Annotated in this window: 18 protein-coding genes; 7 read left to right on the top strand and 11 right to left on the bottom strand. The window is 71.0% G+C overall.

Going from position 1 to position 21,941, the window contains the following annotated elements; translation table 11 throughout:
• Positions 1-41: 41 nt before the first annotated feature.
• A complete protein-coding gene (locus G4X40_RS01965; RefSeq protein WP_277829797.1) occupies positions 42-1,016 on the bottom strand; it encodes an alpha/beta fold hydrolase in 975 nt (324 codons plus the stop codon).
• A gap of 369 nt (positions 1,017-1,385) precedes the next feature.
• Between G4X40_RS01965 and G4X40_RS01970 the strand changes: the two genes are divergently transcribed.
• From G4X40_RS01970 to G4X40_RS01980, 3 genes are all read left to right on the top strand, one after another.
• The gene (locus G4X40_RS01970; RefSeq protein WP_277829798.1) at positions 1,386-2,147 is read left to right on the top strand and encodes a TetR/AcrR family transcriptional regulator; all 762 of its coding nucleotides are present in this window, start codon (positions 1,386-1,388) and stop codon (positions 2,145-2,147) included.
• Positions 2,148-2,286: 139 nt separating this feature from the next.
• Entirely contained in the window at positions 2,287-3,504 is a 1,218-nt protein-coding gene (locus G4X40_RS01975) for a lipase family protein (RefSeq protein WP_277829799.1), read from the top strand.
• Positions 3,505-3,679: 175 nt separating this feature from the next.
• On the top strand, positions 3,680-3,964 hold the full coding sequence (locus tag G4X40_RS01980; protein WP_277829800.1) for a hypothetical protein: 285 nt from the start codon (positions 3,680-3,682) through the stop codon (positions 3,962-3,964).
• Between the two features lie 26 nt (positions 3,965-3,990).
• On the opposite strand, the gene G4X40_RS01985 is transcribed toward G4X40_RS01980, so the two are convergent.
• The 4 genes from G4X40_RS01985 to G4X40_RS02000 form a co-directional block, all read right to left on the bottom strand.
• Positions 3,991-4,959 (bottom strand): esterase/lipase family protein, encoded by a 969-nt coding sequence (locus G4X40_RS01985; RefSeq protein WP_277829801.1) that lies wholly within the window; start codon positions 4,957-4,959, stop codon positions 3,991-3,993.
• 112 nt (positions 4,960-5,071) lie between these two features.
• Entirely contained in the window at positions 5,072-8,407 is a 3,336-nt protein-coding gene (locus G4X40_RS01990; protein ID WP_277829802.1) for an error-prone DNA polymerase, read from the bottom strand.
• 112 nt (positions 8,408-8,519) lie between these two features.
• Complete coding sequence (locus G4X40_RS01995) at positions 8,520-9,152, bottom strand: maleylpyruvate isomerase family mycothiol-dependent enzyme (protein WP_277829803.1); 633 nt, start codon at positions 9,150-9,152, stop codon at positions 8,520-8,522.
• A gap of 42 nt (positions 9,153-9,194) precedes the next feature.
• Positions 9,195-9,770, bottom strand: a complete 576-nt coding sequence (locus G4X40_RS02000) for a YdeI/OmpD-associated family protein (protein WP_277829805.1) — start codon at positions 9,768-9,770, stop codon at positions 9,195-9,197.
• A gap of 124 nt (positions 9,771-9,894) precedes the next feature.
• On the opposite strand from G4X40_RS02000, the gene G4X40_RS02005 reads away from it, so the two are divergent.
• Positions 9,895-11,997 (top strand): SDR family oxidoreductase, encoded by a 2,103-nt coding sequence (locus G4X40_RS02005; RefSeq protein ID WP_277829807.1) that lies wholly within the window; start codon positions 9,895-9,897, stop codon positions 11,995-11,997.
• Positions 11,998-12,021: 24 nt separating this feature from the next.
• Here the strand turns inward: G4X40_RS02005 and G4X40_RS02010 are convergent, their stop codons facing one another.
• From G4X40_RS02010 to G4X40_RS02020, 3 genes are read right to left on the bottom strand one after another with little or no spacing between them, the layout of a single operon-like run.
• Complete coding sequence (locus G4X40_RS02010; RefSeq protein WP_277829809.1) at positions 12,022-12,531, bottom strand: hypothetical protein; 510 nt, start codon at positions 12,529-12,531, stop codon at positions 12,022-12,024.
• Between the two features lie 45 nt (positions 12,532-12,576).
• Positions 12,577-14,199: a DNA polymerase Y family protein gene (locus G4X40_RS02015; RefSeq protein WP_277829811.1), complete on the bottom strand. Its 1,623-nt coding sequence runs from the start codon at positions 14,197-14,199 to the stop codon at positions 12,577-12,579.
• Positions 14,196-14,984: a hypothetical protein gene (locus G4X40_RS02020; RefSeq protein ID WP_277829813.1), complete on the bottom strand. Its 789-nt coding sequence runs from the start codon at positions 14,982-14,984 to the stop codon at positions 14,196-14,198. Before G4X40_RS02020 ends, G4X40_RS02015 begins: the two co-directional genes overlap by 4 nt.
• Before the next feature lie 211 nt (positions 14,985-15,195).
• Here G4X40_RS02020 and G4X40_RS02025 point away from each other — a divergent pair, with 211 nt between their 5' ends.
• Positions 15,196-16,413, top strand: coding sequence for a serine/threonine-protein kinase (locus tag G4X40_RS02025; RefSeq protein ID WP_277829815.1), 1,218 nt, complete (start codon positions 15,196-15,198; stop codon positions 16,411-16,413).
• A 71-nt stretch (positions 16,414-16,484) separates the two neighbouring features.
• On the opposite strand, the gene G4X40_RS02030 is transcribed toward G4X40_RS02025, so the two are convergent.
• The 3 genes from G4X40_RS02030 to G4X40_RS02040 form a co-directional block, all read right to left on the bottom strand.
• Positions 16,485-17,873 carry a WS/DGAT/MGAT family O-acyltransferase gene (locus G4X40_RS02030; protein WP_277829817.1) on the bottom strand — a complete coding sequence of 463 codons (1,389 nt, stop codon included), beginning with the start codon at positions 17,871-17,873 and terminating at the stop codon, positions 16,485-16,487.
• A 235-nt stretch (positions 17,874-18,108) separates the two neighbouring features.
• Complete coding sequence (locus G4X40_RS02035) at positions 18,109-18,780, bottom strand: response regulator (protein ID WP_277829818.1); 672 nt, start codon at positions 18,778-18,780, stop codon at positions 18,109-18,111.
• Positions 18,777-20,066, bottom strand: coding sequence for an ATP-binding protein (locus G4X40_RS02040; RefSeq protein WP_277829820.1), 1,290 nt, complete (start codon positions 20,064-20,066; stop codon positions 18,777-18,779). Before G4X40_RS02040 ends, G4X40_RS02035 begins: the two co-directional genes overlap by 4 nt.
• 128 nt (positions 20,067-20,194) lie before the next feature.
• Between G4X40_RS02040 and G4X40_RS02045 the strand changes: the two genes are divergently transcribed.
• Complete coding sequence (locus tag G4X40_RS02045) at positions 20,195-21,616, top strand: PspC domain-containing protein (protein WP_277829823.1); 1,422 nt, start codon at positions 20,195-20,197, stop codon at positions 21,614-21,616.
• Positions 21,609-21,905, top strand: coding sequence for a hypothetical protein (locus G4X40_RS02050; RefSeq protein WP_277829825.1), 297 nt, complete (start codon positions 21,609-21,611; stop codon positions 21,903-21,905). Before G4X40_RS02045 ends, G4X40_RS02050 begins: the two co-directional genes overlap by 8 nt.
• Positions 21,906-21,941 lie beyond the last annotated feature (36 nt).

A 21,941-nucleotide genomic window follows, 5' to 3' on the forward strand; every position in this document is an offset into this window, starting at 1 on the left:
TTCTCTCCCAATCGAATACGAACGAAAATGTGGACCGGGCGTCACGCCACGGGGTCGGCGTCCCGGTCGAGCGAGTCGACGAACGCGACGGTGTGCTCGGCGATCAGCTCCGGCGAGCTGAACGGCAGCCAGTGCCCCGTGGGCAGGTCCTTGCGAAGCACGGGCTCGGACGTCCACCGGTCGGTGTCGTCATAGCCGGCGGGCCGGACCGCGATGTCGCGGCGGTTGACGAGCAGTTGCACCGGCACCGACGTGTACCGGTCGCGCGGGCGCAGCACCCGCTGCACGACGTTGGCCCGGTAGATGCGCAGGCCGCTGATCATGTCGGCGCGCAACGAGTCGGCGAAGGCGACTTGATCGGGGCGGATCCCCTCGACCGCCCGCAGGAACAGTGCCCAATTCGTCTTGCCGCCCAGGCCCCGGAAGAACAACGTGGGCAGCAGCGGCGCCATGAAGAAGAACGTGTACGCCGACGAGATCAGCTGACTGACCGGCTGCCAGACGTTCCTCGGCGTCGGGCGCGCGAGCCGGCGCCGCATCCACTTGCCCAGGTGGTCGAGGTTCGGGCCGGAGATCGACGTGAACGACGCGACCCGGCGCTCGGCGCCGGGCTCGCACACGGCCTCCCACACCTGGACCGAACCCCAGTCATGCGCGAGCAGGTGCGCCGGTTCGTCCGGGCTGACCGCGTCGAGCACCGCGAACAGGTCGGCGGCCATCGCCTCCAGCCGGAAGTCCTCGACCCGCTCGGGCACCGTCGACTCGCCGTGCCCGCGGGTGTCGTACCGCACGATCCGGAACCTGTCGGCCAGCAGGGGCACCACGTGGTCCCAGAGGTGGTGGGTGTCGGGCCAGCCGTGCACCAGGACCAGCGTCGGCCCGTCGGGGTTGCCCTCCTCGAACACCGCGAGGTCGAACGCTCCGTTGCGGACGGTCCGCCGGCGCGCAGGCGAGACCGCCGGCCGCGCGTCGCCCACCGGCGAGGCATCGTGGTGCGAGTAGGGCTGAGCGGTCATCAGATCCGTCCGTTCTCGAATCGGGCCGGCGCGACCCGCACCGTCACCAGAGGGCGTACCCACAGTAAAGCAATGCCGTTACCGTCGGTACCGCCTAGCCGTTCGAGTGTCAGTTCAAACCCCGGCCGGTGTCAAGCACCAACGACCTTGACCTGTGGTTTCATCGGCCTCGCCGACTTCGGTGCGCACTCGGGATCCACTCTTGGGGGTCCGTACCGGCAGTAACGATGAGTACCTACGTAGCAGCGGAACGCGGTCGATCTGCAGCCGCGGCCGGTAGACTTCGTGCCCGGCCCGGTGCGCCCGGCACACGCAGGGCTCGGCCGGATCCTGCGGCTGCCGGATCGGCTCACAGTCAAGGAACACACGATGACGACCACGCCCAGCCCGGAGCCCGCGCGCGCGCCGGGCGCGGAGGCCGATCCGGACGCCCCCGCCGTTCCCCACTCCCCGGCGCCCCACCTCGACGACCGCCTCCGGCGAGGCCGCGAAGAGTTCGTCGACGCCGCCTACCGGGTGATCGACGCGGAGGGTCCGAACCCGAGCATGGACGCGATCGCTCGGGAGGCCGGCACGACCAAACCCCGGCTGTACCGCCACTTCACCGACAAGGCCGACCTGTTCCGCGCGGTCGCACAGCGCCTGGCCGACGACGTCTACACCGTCATCCGGCCCGACTTCGACTTCTTCATGCGCACCCCCGAACAGGCGTTGCGCCATGCGGTCACCGGGTTCGCCGAGGTCATCACCCGGCACCCCAACGTCTTCCGCTTCCTCGCCCAGAGCCGGATGCGCCCGGACGGTCAGTCCATGGCGCTGCCCATGGATGTCGGCCGCGACCTGACCGACCGGATCGGCAAACTGGCCTCGGCGATCCTGAGTGCGGCCGACGCGGACGACACCGGCGTCGACTTCACCTCGCGGGCCGCGGTCGGTGCGATCGTCGCCGTGACCGACCTGTGGATCAGCTCGGACGGCGGCCCTGAGCCGATCGGCGCCGACGAGTTCGTCGACCGGCTGACCACACTGCTCTGGGGCCTGATCGATGCGTTCCTGCGCACCAAGGCACTGGAACTGGATCCGCACGAGCCGCTGTTCGTGGCGCTCGCACGCCTCCACGGGGCACCATAACGGCAGGTCACGACAACCTGTGAGTCTGCCGGGAGTCGGCCCGTTGCGGCGGTCCGCGCCGGGTCCGGCCGGTAGCGTCGTCTGTCGTTGTGCCGGAGCGGTCGGGGCACACGGCAATCGTCCACAGGAGGGTGCGGGCATGAGTTCGTGGCGACGTTTACTGGCCGCGGCGGCGGTCGCCGCACTCACGCTCGGCGCGGGAGCCGCCCTGGTGCCCGCCGTCGCGACCGCTGCGCCCCTCTACCCCGTGTCCGACGGGGACCCCTTCTACACCGCGCCACCCGGCCTCGCCGCCCACAAGCCGGGCGATGTGCTGCGGGTGCGACAACTGCCGGACAACTGGCAGTTCCCCACCTCGCACGTCTGGCAGGTGCTGTTCCGCTCGACCGGCGCCGAGGGGCAGCCGATCGCCGCCGACACCACGTACGTACTGCCGAACAATCATCAGCCGAACGGACCACTGCTCTCCTACCAGCCGATCATCAACGCCCTCGGCACCAAGTGCCGCGTCGAGAACGAGCTGTACACGTCCGACCCGCTACTGCAGATACGCCAGGCCCCGGCACTCAATGTCGCGCTGCTGCGCGGGTGGGCGGTGTCGCTGCCCGATCACCTCGGTCCCGACATGGAGTACGGCGCCGCGCGCCTGGGCGGGCAGATCACGCTCGACGGGATCCGCGCCGTCCAACGGCTGCCGCAGTTCCTGGTGCAGCGCAGCCCCGTGGCGCTGGCCGGCTACTCCGGCGGCGGGCTGGCCACCGCGTGGGCGGCCGCGATGGCGCGGTCCTACGCACCGGAACTGCACATCGTCGGCTCCGCCGAGGGCGGTGTCCCGATGAACCTCGCGAAGATGGCGCACGCACTGGCCGACCACCCGCACCCGGCGTTCGGGCTGGCGTTCGCCGCGGCGCTCGGGCTCGAGCGCGCCTATCCGAACCAACTCGACGTCACCGACCAGCTCAACGCGCAGGGTCGCCGGCTTCAGCACGAGATCGCCAACGGCTGCACGAACGAGATCATGGCATTCGGCGCCGGGCACAGCGCCGGCCAGATGACCGACAACACGAACTTCATGGACGACCCGGCCGCCTGGAAGCTGTTGAACGAGAACAGCCTGGAGTTGTATCAGGGCATCCCCGACATGCCGATCTTCGAGTGGCACAGCCCGACCGATGTGCTCATCCCCGTCGACTCCATCGAGAACACCCTGCACCGTTACTGCCAGGCCGGCGTCAAGGTCGAGTCGATGCAGGTGCCGAGCCCGGATCACCTCAGCGCGGCGGTGATCGGCTCGCCCGCGGCGTTCGACTGGCTCGCCGACCGGTTCGCCGACGCGCCGGCGCCCAGCAACTGCTGACGTTCGCCGACATCCCGCGCCGGAAACCGTCGACCGCGGGCAACCGGCTCGGTACTGTCCACGCATGCCGGTCCGGGCCGATCTTGCCCACTGGGCGGCGGTCTCGGACTACGCTGCGGCCGAACGGTTCTCCGATGAACCGGCCGATCAGCTCGCCCGACCGAGGAGCCGTGTCATGGGACTGTTGCCGAAGAACCCTGCCGAGATCCTCGGCCGCGCCGACCGGACCCTGACCAACACCGACAAGCTGCTCGGACGGGTCGACGACACGCTCAGCGCCGTCAGCAGCACTCTTTCCACGGTCGGCGGCACCCTCGGCACCGTCGAGGAGACGCTCGGCGAGGTCCGGGCGCTGCTGACCGAACTGCACGAGGAAATGGCCCTGCTCAAGCAGCTTCCCGCGATCGCCGAGCAGGTCTCCGAGATCCACCGGATGGTGTCCGAGACCCAGCGTTCGTGAATGGTCCGGTCGCGCCGGACGCACCGTCAGCGCACGTTCGGGAAGAACGGGTCCACCTCGAAGCAGGGCACCGCGGTTGCGTGCGCGGGGTCGAGCGCATTCGCCACGAACAGCCACACCCGTTCGCTGTAGAGCGTGGACAGGTGCTCTGAGCGGTCGCTTGGGCATCCGTCCTGCAGCAGGATGTTCGTGACGTCCGGCCCGTTCAGGAACTGCTGGTCGTAGGGGGTGACGACCTCGTCGTACTTGGTGACGATCGTCGTGTAGTGCACGCCGGGCCGGGTGTCGCCGCGCGCATACGTCTGCCGCATCAGGTCCGAGTCGATCGCCTGCTGGGTCAACGCCGGGGCGAGTGCGCCCAGCGCGTCGTAGAAGGCGCGCCCGACCGGCGGCACCAGGCTGCGCACGTAGGCGAGTTCGCTGGCGGTGGTCCCGTGGTTGCTCGGCGAGACCCCGACGAACCGGTCGACCTTGGCCGCGCCGCCGAGCACGTTGAGGTAGTACCCGGGAAGCACACCGCCGCCCTGGGAATGCCCGACGAGGTCGACCTTGGTTGCCCCGGTGGTCGCGAGTACCCGGTCGACGGTGGCCGACAGCACCTGGGCGGACTGCCTGATGTCGCCGACACCCTGGATCGGGATCTCCGAGATCCAGGTGGGGTTGCCGAAGTTGAAGGTGTACACGCAGTAGCCGAGGTTGCGCAGGAACGGCGCTCCGGCCTGCCAAGCCGAGGCCTGCGTCGCGAAGGTCGGGTTGACCAGGACGACCGGGTTCGGATGCTGCGGCGACGGCCGGCAGTTCGGGTCGTTCGCCCCCGGCGGCGGAGTCTCGGGAAACGCCATGGCGCGCAGGCCCGCCCCCAGGTCGAACGGCACCGGGAGTTGTGCGGGAGTCGCTACAGGCGACTGTGAGGACGACGGCGCGGCCTGCGCCGCGGTCGGTCCGGCGAGCAGCGCGCCGGCCAGGACCGCCGCGAGCGCAGCGGAGCGAAACATGGCTGTTCGTCGAATTCTCACGATCCCCCCTCGGTACCCGACCTTCCCGGCAAGATAACAGCGCGGTCGCGGACTCGTCCCCGATTCGTAAACAATCGGCTGGAAGGTCCTCTCATCGAAAGTCCCTGGAACGGGCTGCTATTCGCAGATCGAGCGGCTCCAGCCGATCGGCCACCACGGTGACCGCTCCCTCCGCGTTCTGCACCTTCCCCCGCACCAGCAGCGCGGTCGCCGTCTGCGCCAGGGTGCGGTGGCGGCTCCACAGCCCCACCGAGCACACCACGTTGACCATCCCCGTCTCGTCCTCCAGGTTGACGAACGTGACCCCGCCCGCGGTTGCGGGCCGCTGACGGTGGGTGACCGCCCCGCCGACCAGCACCCGGTCCCCGTCCTCGACGTCCAGCAGGCGGTCGGCCGGAACCGCACCCAGTCCGTCCAGATGGCCGCGGAGGAATTCGACGGGATGACTGTCCGGGGAGATCCCGGTGGCCCACACGTCGGCCGCGGCCAGTTCGAGCTTGCTCATCCCCGGCAGCGCGGGGGTGCCCATCGTGGTGCCGATGCCCGGAAGCCGGTCCGGTCGCTCGGCCGCGGCGGCCCCCGCCGCCCACAACGCCTGCCGCCGATCCGTATCGAAGCACCCGAGCGCCCCGGAAGTCGCCAGCGACTCCGCCTGTGCCGCCGACAGCTCCACCCTCCCGGTGAGGTCGAGCAGCGAACGGTACGGCCCCCCGGATTCGCGGGCCCGGGCGATCTCCACGGCCTTGTCCGCCCCGACCAGACGCACCGCGTCCAGCCCGATCCGCACCTCGGCGCCACCGTTCTCCAGGGTGGCGTGCGCGAGGCTCGCGTTGACGTCCGGGCCGTGTACTCGTACCCCGTGCCGTCGGGCGTCGGCGACCAGTGACTGCGGCGAGTAGAAGCCCATGGGCTGCGCGCGCAGCAACCCGGCGCAGAAGGCAGCCGGATGGTGCAGCTTGAACCAGGCGGAGTAGAACACCAGCGACGCGAAGGACTGCGAATGACTCTCCGGGAAGCCGAAGTTCGCGAAAGCGCAGATCTTCTCGTAGATCCGGTCCGCGGTCTCGCCGGTGATCCCGTGCCGGCTCCACATCCCGTCGTAGAACCGGCCGCGCAGCCGCTCCATCTTCTCCGGGGAGCGCTTCGAGCCCATCGCCCGGCGCAGTTGGTCGGCCCCGGCCGCGGTGAACCCGGCCACGTCGACGGCCATCTGCATCAGCTGCTCCTGGAACAGCGGCACGCCCAGCGTGCGTTCGAGCGCGTTCGCGAGCGCCGGGTGGTCGTAGACGACCGGCTCGATCCCGTTGCGGCGCCGGATGTACGGGTGCACCGACCCGCCCTGGATGGGGCCGGGGCGGATCAGCGCCACCTCGACCACCAGATCGTAGAAGGTGCGCGGTTTCAGCCGCGGCAGCGTGGCCATCTGGGCGCGCGACTCCACCTGGAACACCCCGACCGAGTCCGCCCGCCGGAGCATCTCGTAGACCCCTTCCTCCGACAGGTCCAGGCGCGCCAGGTCCACCTCGACGCCCTCGTGCTCGGCGACCAGGTCGATCATGTAGTGCAGCGCGGAGAGCATGCCCAGCCCGAGCAGGTCGAACTTGACCAATCCCACTGCAGCGCAGTCGTCCTTGTCCCACTGCAGCACGCTGCGGTTCTCCATGCGCGCCCATTCGACCGGACACACGTCGGCGACGGGCCGGTCGCAGATCACCATGCCGCCGGAGTGGATGCCCAGGTGCCGCGGGAAGTCGGTGATCTGCCGGGCCAGATCCAGCACCGGCGCCGGGATGTCGGTGTCCGTACCGGCGTCGTCCCCGTCTTTCCTCGACAGCCCCCACCGGCTCACCTGCTTGCTCCACGCATCCTGCTGGCCCTGCGAGAACCCCAGGGCCCGCGCCATGTCCCGCACTGCGGACCGGCCCCGGTAGGTGATCACGTTGGCCACCTGTGCGGCGTGGGTGCGCCCGTACCGTCCGTAGACGTATTGGATGGCCTCTTCCCGCCGGTCCGATTCGATGTCGACGTCGATGTCCGGCGGCCCGTCGCGTTCCGGTGAGAGGAACCGCTCGAACAGCAGCTTGTTGCCCACCGGGTCGACGTTGGTGATCCCGATCGCGTAGCAGACCGCCGAGTTCGCCGCGGAACCTCTTCCTTGACAGAGGATGTCGCTGCGGCGGCAGAAGTCGACGATGTCGTGCACCACCAGGAAGTAGCCGGGGAAGTTCAGCTCGCCGATCACCCGGAGCTCGTGTTCGAGCTGCCGGTAGGCGTCGGGGCGCCGCCGCTCGCTGCCGTAGCGGCGGGCAGCCCCGGCCATCGTCAGCTCGCGCAGCCAACTGTTCTCGGTGTGTCCCTCGGGCACGTCGAAGGGCGGCAGCTTCGGCGCGATCAGCCGCAGGTCGAAGGCGCACTCGCGGCCCAGCTCGACCGCATGCGGGACCGCCGTGGGCCAGCGGGCGAACAGCGCGGCCATCTCCGCGCCCGAACGCAGGTGCGCTCCCCCGGTCGGCGGCAGCCAGCCCGCCGCCTCGTCCAGGCTGCGCCGGGCCCGGACCGCCGCCATCGCCGAGGCCAACCGCCGTCTCGACGGGTTCGCGAAGTGCGCCGCGGTCGAGGCGACGACGCCCAGCCCGAGCCGCGCGGCCAGGCCGGCCAGCGCGTCGTTGCGCTCGTCGTCCTCGGGCAGCCCCCGGTGGGTCAGCTCGACGGTCACCCGCTCGCGACCGAACCGCTCGACCAGTTCGGCCAGCGCGGCCTCGGCCGCGGAGGGACCGGCGGAGTCCAGCGCCCGCCGCACGTGTCCCTTGCGGCACCCGGTGAGGATCTGCCAGTGTCCGCCGGCCGCCTCGCCGAGCCCGTCCAGGTCGTAGACCGTCCTCCCCTTCTGTCCCCCGGCCAGGTGGGCGGCGGAGATCTCCCGGGACAGGCGGCGGTAGCCCTCCTGCCCTCGGGCCAGGACCAGCAGGTGGATCCCGTCCGGATCGGGCGGGCCGGCCCGTTCGTCGCGCGCGTCCAACCCGAGTTCGGCGCCGAACACCGTGCGCACGCCGAGTTCCTTCGCGGCCTCGGCGAAGCGCACCACCCCGTAGAGCCCGTCGTGATCGGTCAGCGCCAACGCCTCGAGCCCGAGCCGGGCGGCCTCCTCGACCATCTCCTCGGGCGGACTGGCCCCGTCGAGGAAGCTGAACGCCGAGTGCGCGTGCAGTTCCGCATACGGGACCACCGTGCCGCCCGGACGTGGCACGGTGGACGGTCGGTACCCGTCGCGTTTGCGCGACCAGGCCGGGCTGTCGTTGCCGTCCCCGTGCGGGACCGACCTGGGACCGGACCTGCCCTTCGGTGGACTGGGCTTCGGGCGGCCCGAGAGCACCCGCTCCATCTCCGACCAGGTCGGAGGTCCCTCGTTCCACCCCGATGAGCCCATGCCTCTTCCCTCCGCCCAGCAGCCGGTGCGGCCGCGACGGGTCGCGGGGAAGGCGCGACACGATCGAATACCAGTTCGATCAAACCCTAGCAGACTGCCGGCGGGCCGGCCGTCAGAACGGCCAGGACGGCAGCTCCGGGAGTCCCCCGCGGGTGGGCCGGCCGATCAGCCAGGCGAGCAGTTCGGCCCCGGGCAGGCCGGGGACGTCGACCTCGGGCGCATGCTCCGTGAGCGCGGGCAGCTCGGCCGCCAGCGTGGACTCGACGAAATCCTCCGGCCAGTCGGCGACCGTGTACCCCAGCCCGAGATCGACGTGGTGGATCTCCAGTTCCCGCCAACGCAGCACCGGCACGCCCCGAGCGGTGACCGGCTTGCGCCACCTCACCGGGGTGTCGAGCAGCTCTTCCGGGATCCGGCCGAGGTTCTCGATGACGCGACCGCCGGCGAACCGGACATCCGCCGCGATCAGTCCCGCCGGGCGTCCCGCACCCTCCTCGATCGCGGCGGCCCGCGCCTCTGGCCCGCCGGGATACATCTCGCCGGGTGTTCCGGACAGCACGCCGACCGCGAACCTGTTGAGCGCGTCGGCGTTGCGGGCGAGATGCGTGGCCACGTGACCGCGACTCCACCCTGGCAGCAGCGAGTCGCCGCGCGCCTGGTCGTCGGTGAGCGCGTCCAGCGTGGCCAGCAGACGTGCGTGCGAATCGGCCACTGCGGACAGGACTTCGGCGTAACCCATCGTCATGACCGACGATGCTAGGCGGGCACCTCCACTCGGGCATACCCACTACGGGTGGAACTTCTCGCCGGCCTCGAACATTGCGACGAACTTCGCGATCCGGCGCGCCCGCGTCTCCGCTTTCACGCAGCTCTGCACCCGATAGATGGCGGCGTACCGGTTGCGGCCGTCCAACGCCGCGAAGAACTCCCTCGCCCTCGGTGAATCCTCCAGCGCCGCAGCGAGGTCCGCCGGCACCTCGGCGCGGGCCTGCCCGTCGTAGGCACGCTCCCACCGGCCGTCGGCCCGCGCCCGCTCCACCTCCGCCCGGCCCGGCGTCTCGAGCGCACCCTTTCGCTCGAGACGTTCGGCGATCTCCCGGTTGCGCCGCGACCACGGGCTGCGCGCGGTGCGGGGACTGAAGCCCTGCAGGAAGTAGTCGTCGTCCAGTGCGCGCTTCTGGCCGTCGATCCAGCCGAAGCAGAGCGCGACCTCGAGCGCCTGCCGGTAGGTCGCGGTGCGTGCCGCGGATCCCTTTTTCGCGATCCGCATCCAGATTCCGGCGGAGGTCCGGTGGTGCTCGGACAGCCACCGCGCGAAGTCGCCCGGATCGGCGAACTCCTCGGTGGTGCGCTCTTTCGCCATTCGGCAAAGCTAGCCGCCCGGCCGTCCCCACGGCTTGGACATTCGCGACAGAACACCCTTCCCCCATAACTTACTTTGAAGTAAGTTACAGATACCTTCATACAGCACCGAAGAGGACTCCACGATGGCCGAATACATCGTCACCGGCGGCACCGGGTTCCTGGGCCACCACGTCATCCCCCTGCTGCTGCAACGTGATCCGGACGCGACGGTCCACGTGCTGGTGCGGCGGGCGTCGATCGGCAAGCTGGAGCGGCTCGGCGCCGAACGGGGCGGCGGGGACCGCGTCGTCGCGCTCGTCGGCGACCTCACCGCACCCGGACTGGGACTGGAGGGACCGCCCCCGCGCGCCGACCACGTGCTGCATCTCGGCGCGGTCTACGACATGACCGCACCGGCCTCGCGGATCCGGGCGGCGAACGTGCTCGGCACCCGATCGGTCATCGAGCTGGCCCTCGACCTCGACGCCACGCTGCACCACGTCTCGTCGGTCGCGGTCGCGGGCGATCACCGCGGCCGGTTCACCGAGTCCGACTTCGACCTGGGGCAGCGGCTGCCCTCGCCGTATCACCAGACCAAGTTCGTCGCCGAACGTCTGGTCCGGGAGACGCCCGGTCTGCGCCGGCGCATCTACCGGCCCGCGGTCGTCGTCGGGGACTCCCACACGGGTGCGATGGACAAGATCGACGGCCCGTACTACTTCTTCACCGGCATCTCGCTGCTCGCCCGGTTGCCGCACGCACTCCCGACCCCGGTGCCGAACATCGGCGACACCAATGTGGTCCCCGTCGACTACGTCGCGCAGGCCCTCGTCGAGCTGATGCTGCGTCCCGGACTCGACGGCCGAACCTTCCACCTGGTCAATCCGCGGCCGCAGTCGATGCGCGAGATCTACGGCGCACTGGCCGACGCGGCCGGCGCCCCGAGAGCACTCGGCAGCATCCCGGGCGCGCTCGCCGCGCCGGCCGTCCGTGCCACCACCAGGCCGCGGCTGCGCCCCGCCCGCAGGCTGGTGCTCGGCCAGGTGGGCATCCCGGACGAGGTCGTCGACCACCTGACGTTCCCGACGGTGTTCTCGTCGGCGCAGACCGAGCGGGAACTGGCGGGCACGGGGATCGCCGTGCCGACGTTCGCGTCCTATGCGCGCCGGCTGTGGGAGTACTGGGCCGCCGAGCTCGATCCGAACCGGGCCCGTCGCCCCGACCCGGCCGGTCCCCTTGTCGGCCGGATCGTCCTGATCACCGGCGCCTCGTCGGGCATCGGACGTGCCTCCGCGCTGGCGGTCGCCGAGCGCGGGGCGACGGTACTGCTGCTGGCGCGGCGCACCGCCGAACTCGACGAGGCCGTCGCGCAGATCCGCGAGCGGGGCGGGTCGGCGCACGGCTACACCTGCGACGTCACCGACCAGGAGTCGGTCGACACAGCGGTCAAGTCCGTCCTCGACGAGCACGGCCATGTGGACTTCCTGGTGAACAACGCCGGGCGTTCGATCCGGCGCTCGGTCGGGGCCTCCACCGACCGGCTCCACGACTACGAGCGGACGATGGCGGTCAACTACTTCGGCGCGGTGCGCATGGTGCTGGCGCTGCTGCCGAGCATGGAGCAGCGGCGCTTCGGGCACATCGTCAACGTCAGCAGCATCGGTGTGCAGGGCCGCGGCGCACGGTTCGCCGCGTACATCGCCAGCAAGGCGGCGCTCGACGCCTTCAGCGACTGCGCGGCCACCGAAACCGTCTCGGCCGGGGTGACGTTCACCAACATCCACATGCCGTTGACGCAGACCGCGATGATCGAGTCCACGACCCGCTACGACCGCTCTCCGGCGGCCCGCCCGGAGACCGCCGCGGCCATGGTGGTGCGGGCGCTCGAACAACGGCCGCCGCGCATCGACACCCCGCTCGGCACCCTCGGCGAGTTCGGCCGCTTCTTCACGCCCCGGCTGAACACCTGGCTGCTGCACCAGGAGTACCGGGCGTTCCCGGATCTGCCCGCTGCCCGCCGACACGACGTGAGCGCGGACGAACCGCCCGGAACCACGACACCGCCCATCAGCGCGGCCGCGGCGCCTGGCGAGCCCACGGAACGGTCGGCTTCGACCCTCGACGAGAGCGGCTCACGGCCCACGCCACCCGTGGGCGCCGCCTGGCCGCCGAGCCGACGACTCACCCGACGGATCTCCCGCACCGCCAAGCGCGCCGCCGGTCACCTGCCCGGCATCTATTGGTGAGCCCGCGCGGACGTCGGACGACCGTCAGTCACGGCACGCCCGCAGCGCCACCCGGCCGAAGCCCTGCGCAAGGTAGGCGAAGGAACCCAACGCCAGTGTCCATTTGGCGATGCTCACCCCGGAGACCGCCCGGACGCTCGCGTCACTGACGTGCTGGCGGTGGTCGAGCAGGTACAGGCCGACCACGTTCTCGACGTAGTCGCCGGCCGCCGACATCCAGGGCGCGGTGACGAGGACCTTGCGCAGCGCCGGCGACATCGGTGTCGACTGCGACAGCCGCCGGGCGCCGGCGTCCAGCGCCGCCGCGTAGATCAGCGGGTGCACCATGTCCCAGCCGAAATGACTTCGATACCTTCGGATCTCGTCGTCGTCCATGGTGGCGAGCACGCCGTTGTAGGCCCGCGCCGACAGCGCCGTCTGGATCTTGAGGACCTTGGGACCGGCCGTACCGAGCACCCGTGCGATGTTCGCCTGCGAGATCACGAAAGCCGCGGAGAGGGCGAGCACGGCGGAGTCCGACCTGTTGAGCGCCATGGCCTTCAGCGTAACGGCCTGTGGCGCGCTGGTCAGCCCTGGCGATCAGTCGTAGATCCCTTCCGCGCTCCACAGCCCCGCACGGCAGATCAGCAACAGCGCCCGGGACCGCCCGGCACCCGCCGTCTCCTCCTGCACTGTCCCCCCTCGGGCCGATTCCCCTCGAGCTGCCGGCTCCCGGAACAGCACCTGGGCACGGGCCGCGCGGTGCGCCGACGCCGGGTCCCACCATTGCTCGTCGACGGGCCACGGACCCGCCCACCCCTGCAGCGCCCATTCCCGGCTCCCCCACCGCAGCCGGGCGGGCCTGGTGGTGAACAACCCGCGCGCCGTCACCCCCACCGGCCGGCCCTGCTCGTCCAGCAGTGCCACCGGCAGATCCCCGGGTGGCAACGTGGCCGGGGACGGCTCCGGCAGGCGCCCCGGCCACGGTGCCTCCGCATCCAGCTCGGGCACCAGCTCATCGCCCAGCGGATGCAGGGTGACGCGACGAGCGGGACCGCGGCCACCACCGAGCACCCCGACCCGGACCGCCTCCCCGCCCAACAGCCCCTGCACCCGCACCAGCGCCCGCCGGGCCCGCTCGTCGCCCTCCCCGACCCCGCCCCACAGTCCCAGTTGCAGCGCTCCCGCGGTGACCAACTCGACCGGCTCGAGCCGCAACTCGACGATGCCCGCGGTCGGGCGGTCACCGCTGGTCCCCGACAGCCAGCCGTCGAGTTGCCAGCGCACCCGGTCCGCTGTGCCCTCGGGGGTGAGCGGCTCGGCGCAGCGCCAGGTCCGCGCGCGTTCCTCGCCGTTGGCGGTACGCGCGTGCACCGCCAGCCGGGTGCACGCGACACCGGCGGCGGACAGCCGCTCGTGCAGGCGCCTCGCCAGCGTGCGGCCGGCGAAGGCCGCGGCGTCCACGCGGTCGACCGGCGGATCGCAGGCCATGCCCGTCTCCAGCTCCGGAGGGATCGACCGGCGCGACGGGGACCTCTCGGCCTCGGCGCAGGCGGTGCGGTGCGCCGCGACCGCGTCGGCCCCGAAACGCGAAGCCACGTCCGCCCGGGGCAGTGCGGCGAAGTCGCCGACGGTGCGCAGCCCCAGTCGGCGCAGCAGGTCCACCAGCTCCTCACGTCCCCGCCCGGTCAGGCTCGGTTCGGCGGCGAGCTCGGCCACCGGCAGCGGTGCGAGGAACCGCCCGCCGCCGCCGGGCGAGACCGTCTGCCCGCGCTTGGCCGCGATCACCGCCGTGGACAACTCGTCGGCGATGCCGACCTGGCACTCGACCCCGGCCGCCGAGATCTGGTCGATCAGCCGCTCCGCCGCGGCGTGCTCTCCGCCGAAATAACGCGCCACCCCGCGCACGGACAGCACCAGCAGCCCCGGGCGCAGCACCTCGACCCCCGGGGCCAGCGCATCGACCGCCGACACCACGGGATCGAACAGTCGCGCATCACGGTCTCGGTCGTCTTGTGCCACATACAGTTCCGGGCAACGGGCCTGCGCCTCCCGCCGACGCAGACCGCGACGGACCCCCAGCGACCGCGCGGTCGCCGAACAGGCGACGACCCGGTTGGCCAGCAGGACCGCGACCGGCCTGTCCGCAGGTAACTCGGCACTCGCCCCGGCCGCCACCGCGGGCCAGTCGGGACACCACAGCGCCAACGTCCGCCCGCTCACCGCGCTTCCACCGCCCGCAGCGGCGCTCCCGGATCCGCTCGATCCGGACACGGAATCCAGCACAGCCGTCCCCGATCGTGCCGCAGATCCATTCGGGCACTGCGCGGTTGGAAGGACCGGCCGTGCGCACGCACGGAAAGGCTGAGCGCACGCAGCCTGCCGTGCCCCGCCCCCAGCCCGCTGTAGCCACAGATCTCGGAGTCGACCCGCACGTCGACCCCGTCCCAGCGGCCACCGGTGACCACCAGCGCCGCACCCTTGCTGCGCGCCCGCGCCACCACCGCACGGCCGCGGCTCGGCGGAACCACCGTCCCACCGAGCCCGAGCACCACCAGGTCCATCCCGTCCAGCAGCACCGCCGCGATCTCCACCGGGTCCTGTCCCGGATCCGGGATCAACGCCAGCCGGCGCAACTCGACCCCCATCTCGACGGCGGCGAGCAGCCCGATGCCGGGATGGCCGATCACCGCCGCGTGCCCACCGTCCGCGGTCACCGAGGCCAGCAGCCCCAGCAACAACGAACCGGCACCGGACAGTGAGGTCACCGACCCGCGCTTCAATCCGCCGTACGGCAGCACCTGCGCCAGCGCGGGGGGCGCCGGCAGCACCTGCCGGGGGTCGGTGGCAGGCGCCGCGATCTGCCGCCGCAGCGCCGCGAGCCGCTCCGTCCGGGACGACTCCGTTCGGGACGACTCCGTTCGGGACTGCGCCGACACACCCCACCGCTCCGACGTCTCCGACAGTTCCTCGTCCGGGGTCGCTTCCCCCACCGCCGACACGGCCATGCCACTCCTCCACACCTGACCGGTAATCACGGGGAAGACGTGACCAGACTCGAACAGACAACTCGCCACAAACATCGAACAGATATTCGATGAAGGCAAGTAAACCCGCTCTGGGCACCGCCGTCAAGGCCGGTTCGAAACTCCAGGTGGCACCGCCTTCTCCGCCGCCTGCCGGCGCAGCCGCCGCCGCCGGTCCGTTAGTCTCGGAGGGGTGACTGGATCCGACAATCCGACGTGGGTCGCAGGGCCCGATTACCTGGTCGCCGGTCGCTACCGCCTGCGTTCCAAACTCGGCGGCGGCGGCATGGGGACCGTCTGGCTCGCCCACGACAAGACCCTCGACCGGGACGTCGCGATCAAGCAGGTCTTCTCGACCGCGGGACTGGACATCGAGGAGGCCCAGCAGTTGCGCGAGAGCGCAATGCGCGAGGGCCGCAACGCCGCCCGGTTGTCCAATCCCCACACGGTCTCCATGTACGACGTGACCCTCGACCGCGGCGAACCGTGGCTGGTCATGGAGTACCTGCCCTCGTGCAGCCTGGCCCAGGTCCTCGGCATGACCGGCACTCTGCCCACCGATCAGGTCGCGCAGATCGGCGCGCAGGTGGCCGACGCCATGGCGGAGGCGCACGCGGGGGGCATCCTGCACCGCGACATCAAGCCGGGCAACATCCTGATCGCCGACCGCGGCAAGCTCGCCGGGACGGTGAAGATCAGCGACTTCGGCATCTCCCGAGCCAACGGCGAATTCGTCGCGGGCGACGACACGATGATCACCGGAACCCCCGCCTACATCGCCCCCGAGGTGGCCCGCGGTTACGACCCGAGCGAGGCCAGCGAGGTCTTCTCGCTCGGCGCCGCGCTCTACGCCGCGCTGGAGGGCCAGCCGCCGTTCGGCATCGACGACGACGCAGAGTCCATGATGGACAAGGCTGCTCGCGGCGAGATCGTCCCCCCGCAGCACACCGGGCCGCTCACCGACGTCCTGCTTCGCATGCTCGAACCGGACCCGAAGAGGCGTCCCACGATGACCGTCGCCCGCGGGGCCCTGGCCGCCACCATCCCGGGCGCCGGCGGGAGTCTGGAGTACGTTCTCAACTCGCCGCTGCGGGCCTCGGACGGACGGATCCCGGTGTGGGTCCGGCGCGCCTCCGCCGGCGGACGTCGCGCCGGCGTTCCGGGTGGCACCGTCGGCGGGTTGCCGCCCGCGCCGCAGAGCGTCCCCCTGGACCGGGTGCCGCGACCGCAGGGCTCCGGCGAGCCGCTGCCGCTGTGGCGCACCACCGCGCCCGTCCCGCCCCGCAAGGCCGCCTCACCCTGGGAGCGCATCCCCTTGATCTCCGAGATCCCCCGGGACAAGCTCGTCCCGGCCGCGGTCCTGGCGGTCGCGCTGATCATCATCGTGGTGATGATCGTGATCATGGTCTGACCCGAGCCCGGAGCTTCCGGGGCCTGCGGGTTCCGGGACCCGCAGGTAGGTCCCGGAACCGCTTCCGGCGACTACGCGATACCGACAGCCTTCTCCAGCTCCACCAGCGCGGCCTCGATCGCGTCGGCCATCTCGTCGATGTCCATCGCCACCTCGGGGGTGGTCACGAACCCGAAGTCGACGTGCTCGAGGTAGGAGAAGCACGAGATGTTCAACGCGATACCCAGAACCGGCGGGCCGATCGGGATGAACGACTCGACCTTCGCCCCCGCCATGTACAGCGGGAACGACGGACCCGGCACGTTGGACACCACCAGGTTGATAGGGGCCAGGCTCTTCGACAGCCCGGTGGCGGTGTAGGCGCGGGCGGCCAGTTGCAGCAGACCCGGCGGCGTGGTCTCGGTGAGCCCCATGATCTGGTGCGCCGACAGCGCCTTGGCCATCTCCTTGGCACCCGTGGTGTTCTCGTGGATCTTCTTGATCCGCTCGGCGGCATCCTCGATGTCCGTCGCCATCGAGACCGTCATCGTGGTGACCTGGTTGCCGACCTCGCCGTTGTTGCTCTCGGTGCGGGTGGACACCGGGATCTGCACGATCAGCGGCTTGTCCGGCAGCTCGCCGCGCTGCTCGAGGTAGGTCCGGGCCGCACCCGCCACCAGCGCGAGCACCACATCGTTGAGCTTGACGCCGTAGGCCTCCTTGACGGCCTTGACGCGGGCGAGCTCGACCCGGGAACCGCTGATCCGCCGGTGCGGGGAGATCACATCGTTGAACCGGGTGTGCGGCGCCTCGAAGTACCGCGGCGGCTTGTTCGTCAGCCCGATCGCCGCCACCTGCTGGCGCACCGTCTGCTCGAGCACGCGCGCAATGCGGAACGGTGTCTTGACCGCCACGTTGACCGCCATGCCGATCAGCCGCTGCGGCAGGCCCGGCATCTCGGAGCCGACCAGTGAGCCCACCAGCTCGGTCGACGCGGGCCGCGGCTCCGGGGTGATGTCCAGCAGGATCTCGCCGAGCCCGGCGCCGGAGACCCCGTCGATGATCGCGTGGTGCATCTTGGTCAGCGTGGCGACCCGACCGCCCTCGACGCCCTCGATCACCCACAGTTCCCACAGCGGACGCGAACGGTCCAGCTTGTAGGACATCAGCCGGCCGATGAGCTCGTCGAGTTCCTTGCGGCCGCCGGGTGCGGGCACACCGATGCGTCGGATGTGGAAGTCGGGGTCGAGTTCGTCGTCCTCGACGAACCACGGCCGATCGAGCCCGATCGGACCGCCCTCGACACGCCACCGGAGCTGAGGCATCTGCGGCAACCGCTCGACGATGAGCGCGCGCACCCGATCGAAACTGAAATCCGGAGCATCGCTCGGGTCGCAGATCGTCAATGCCCCCACGTGCATGTGCCATCCGGCGGTCTCCGAATACCAGAACGCCGCGTCTACGCTCGAAAGCCGCTTCATAGGGCGAACATTAACCGAAAGCGGGGCCGAATTAGACATCGCCCGTGGTTACCAATTAGTAACTGCCGGTTACCTTTACCTTCCGCAAATTACCGGCCGGTAGTACCAATCAGTTATACCGGCCGGTAATACTCGCCGGTAAGTTTCCGCCACAGCACCTTTCGCCAGACTGCGTGCGCACCGACGCACACCATCGGCACAAACGCGGCGGCGCCCCGCCGAGGCCCGCCCGCGGTCAGTCTATCTGCCGGCGATGGGCCCAGCGGGTGAGCGCATTTCGATTGGACTGCTGCGTCTTTCGCAGCACATTCGACGCGTGTGTCTCAACGGTTTTGATCGAGATGACCAGATCTTCGGCAATTTCCCGATAGGTGTAGCCGCGGGCCAACAGGCGCAGCACCTCCAACTCGCGCGGCGTGAGCGAGTCCAGTTCCGGATCCAATTGCGGCTCAAGAATGTTCGAACGTCCGGTGAACGAATCGAGCACGAATCCCGCGAGCCGTGGACTGAACACCGCATCCCCACCGGCCACCCGGCGCACCGCGCCCGCGAGTTCCGGCCCGGAGATCGTCTTGGTCACGTAGCCCCGCGCCCCGGCCCGGATCAGCGCGATCACGTCCTCGGCCGCGTCGGACACGCTCAGCGCCAGGCACACCGGGCCGCCGCCGTTCGTGCGCGGGTCGATGCCACGCAGCACCGACAGTCCACCGCCGTCCGGCATGTGCACGTCCAGCAGGACCACATCGGGGCTCGACGCCTTGATCCCGGCGATCGCCTCCGTCACCGTGCCGGCCTCCCCGACCACCGCGATGTCCGCTTCGCCGGAGAGTTCGGCCCGTACTCCCGACCGGAACACGGCATGGTCGTCGACGAGGAAGACGCGGAAGACGCGGAACGATCGGGTCACTGTGGATTCTCCTCTGGCCGGCGCACGCCGTTCGGCTGCACGGTCGATTGTGCCCGGCCGCCCTCGGCCGGGGTGTCGGGAGCGGCCAGCGGCATCACGATGCGCACCTCGGTGCCCTTGCCCGGGGACGACCGCACCTGCACCTTGCCGCCGCGTCGCTCGACCCGTCCACGGATCGACCTCGCCAGGCCCTGCCGGTCCTCGTCGACCGTCTCGGGGTCGAAACCGCGGCCGCGGTCGCGGACGAAGACGCTGACCCGGTCCGATTCCACCTCGGCGTACAGGTCCACCTTGGACACACCGGAGTGCTTGGCCGCGTTGACCAGCGCCTCGCGCGCGGCCCCGACCACCGCGACGACCTCCGGCTGCGGTCGTCCGGGCTCGAACGCCAAGTCCCCCACCGTCACCGGCGCGATCGCGACACCGTACTGGTCCTCGACCTCACCGGAGATCATCCGCAACGCCTCGGCCAGCCCGGCATGAGCGGTCTCGCCGCCGCCGAACAGCCACTTACGCAGTTCCCGCTCCTGGCTGCGCGCCAGGCGCGCCACCTCCTGCGGTCGATCCGCCTGCTTCTGGATCAGCGCCAGTGTCTGCAGCACGGAATCGTGCAGATGCGAGGCGATCTCCTCGCGCTCCTCGTTGCGGATCCGCGCGGCCCGTTCCTCGCCGAGCACTCGCATGGTGCGCAACCAGATCGGCACCGTCAGCAACCCCACGCCGATCAGCGTGACCACCACGGCCAGCAGCGACGAACGCAGCGACGCCAGGTCGACCCGTGCGAGCACCACCACGCCCAGCCCCAGCACCACCAGGCTGACCCCGCCGACCACGCGCGCCCAGGTGAGCACCGTCGGGTTCCGCGGCATCCCGATCAGCGAACGCGGACCGTTCGCGTCGAACTCGCGCCAGACCAGTGCGGCACCCGCGGCCACCACGATCACCGGCACGATCACCGACGCGGCGGTGCCGCTGAACAGCCAGCTGGAGGCGATGGCGAACCCGATCCCGAGCGCGAGCAGGCCCAGGGCGCGGCGTCGTTCGGCCGCCGGCGCCGGCGCAGTGTCCCCGCCCGGCTTGGTCAGGATCCACAGCAGCCCGTAGGCGCAGATCCCCGCCCCGGCCAGCGCCGAGAGGAGCATGAACGCGACCCGGACCTTGAAGGCGTCGACACCGAGATGGTCCGCGAGGCCGCCGGCGACACCGCCGAGCACCCTGCCGCCGGAGCGCCGGACCAGCGGTCGCGGGCTCGGCACGGGGCGCGGTTCTGCGGGCAGAGGGTGCACGCCTCGATCCTGGCACGCGCGCCGACGCGGGGCATCGGGGTCGAACCCTGATCCGGCCCGCGGGATCGGGGAAAGATCAGGGTGTTTCCCGATGGCCCGCCGCACCGGTCCTCCGCAGGATGGGATCCATGACCAACGCCAGTGTCGTCGACCAGCTCCAGGACCTGTGGCGCACCCGCCCGGCACGGCTGCCGCGCCAGGGCAGGATCGCGGGCGTCGCGGCCGGCATCGGCCGGCGCTACGACGTGGACCCGCTGCTGGTGCGGGTCGCCTTCGTGGTGTCCACGATCTTCGGCGGCGCCGGGATCGTGCTCTATCTCGCCTGCTGGGTGGTGCTGGGCACCCCGGACGACCGGGTATCCCCGGCGGAGTCGCTGCTGGGACGGGGCGTGAGCACGATGTCGCCGAAGCGCGCGGCGATCCTGATCGTGGTGCTGGCGATCGCGATCAGCACGTTGACGCCGATCGGGGCGGGCGCCGGCGGGGCCGGGCTGATCAGCTTCACACTGATGCTCGGCGGCCTGTGGCTGCTCTACCAACGCCGCCCGGCACCGCCGGAGCTCCCGTCCGACGCGGCGCCGATGCCGGCGGTGGACCCGTTCGGGGCGGGGTATGCACCCCCCGGATACGGTCCTCGTCCCGACCCGTTCGCCGCCGGATACGCGCCGCCCGGGTACCCGGCCCGCGGCCCCGTTCCCACCGACGTGCCCGACGACGTCACGGTGTCCGATCCCGCGCTGTCCGATCCTTCGCTGCCCGATTCGCCGGCACCTGCCTCCGATGATTCCGGTGAACCCGTTGCGCCGCAGCAGCGGCCGACCACACCGCCGAACCCGCCGTCCGCATCGTCGACCGTCTCGACCGGCGACACGCCACGCACTCCGCCGGCATGGGACCCGCTCGGCATGGCCCCGTTCGCGTGGGACCTGCCCGAACCGTCCCCGCAGACCACCACGGTCCCGGCCCGGCCCGCCCGTCGGCGCTCGCTGTTGACCACCGTCGTGATCGGGTTGGCGTTGCTGGTCGCGGCCGCCCTGACCGCCCTTGCCTCGACCGCCGGTGCCGATTGGTTCACCCCCGCGCGCATCGCCGCGGTCGGGTTGGCGGTGATCGGCGCCGGACTGGTCGCGGGCGCCTTCCTGCGAACCGGGTACGGGTTGCTGATCGTCGCCGCTCCGCTGGCCGGGTTCGTCATCCTCGCCTCTCTCGTCGGCCCGATCGACACCTCCGGCGGCATCGGGGACCGCACCTACGTTCCGCTGACCGCCGCGGATCTGCGGCCGAGCTATCACGTCGCCGCGGGAACGCTGACCCTCGACCTGCGGCACCTGCACCTGAGCGGGGACGCGACCGTCGACGCGAGCGCGGAGGTCGGCGACGTCGAGGTGCTGGTGCCCGCATCGATGAACGTGCGCAACACCTGCACCGGCGACATCGGCGACAGCCATTGCCTGCCGGAGGGCCTGAACCCCGGCGCCGACACCAAGGGGCCGGTCCTGACCGTGCACGCGAAGACCCGGATCGGAAATGTGGAGGTGCGCCGTGGGTGAGAACACCGTGGGTGAGAACGGCCGGGGTGAGAACGGCCGGGGTGAGAACGGCCGGGGTGAGAACGGCCGGGAAACGGACCCGGCCCGGCGGCGCGGTCCGTCGCTGCCGCTGCTGACGGCCGGCCTCGGAGCGCTGTTGATCAGCGCCTGGGCACTGCTCGGTCCCGTATCGCTCGACGTGTTCACGGGTTTCGGCTTCCGCTGGATGTTCGTCGTGATCGCGGTGGCCGTCGGTGCCGTCCTACTCGCGGCACCGTTCCAGCGGACCCGGCGGGCACGCCGGAAGTGACGGCGCCCGACCCTGGCCCGAACACGAACCGCCGCA

It is taken from the genome of Speluncibacter jeojiensis (assembly GCF_029589495.1).
In the GTDB taxonomy this organism is placed as follows: Bacteria; Actinomycetota; Actinomycetes; order Mycobacteriales; family Mycobacteriaceae; genus Speluncibacter; species Speluncibacter jeojiensis.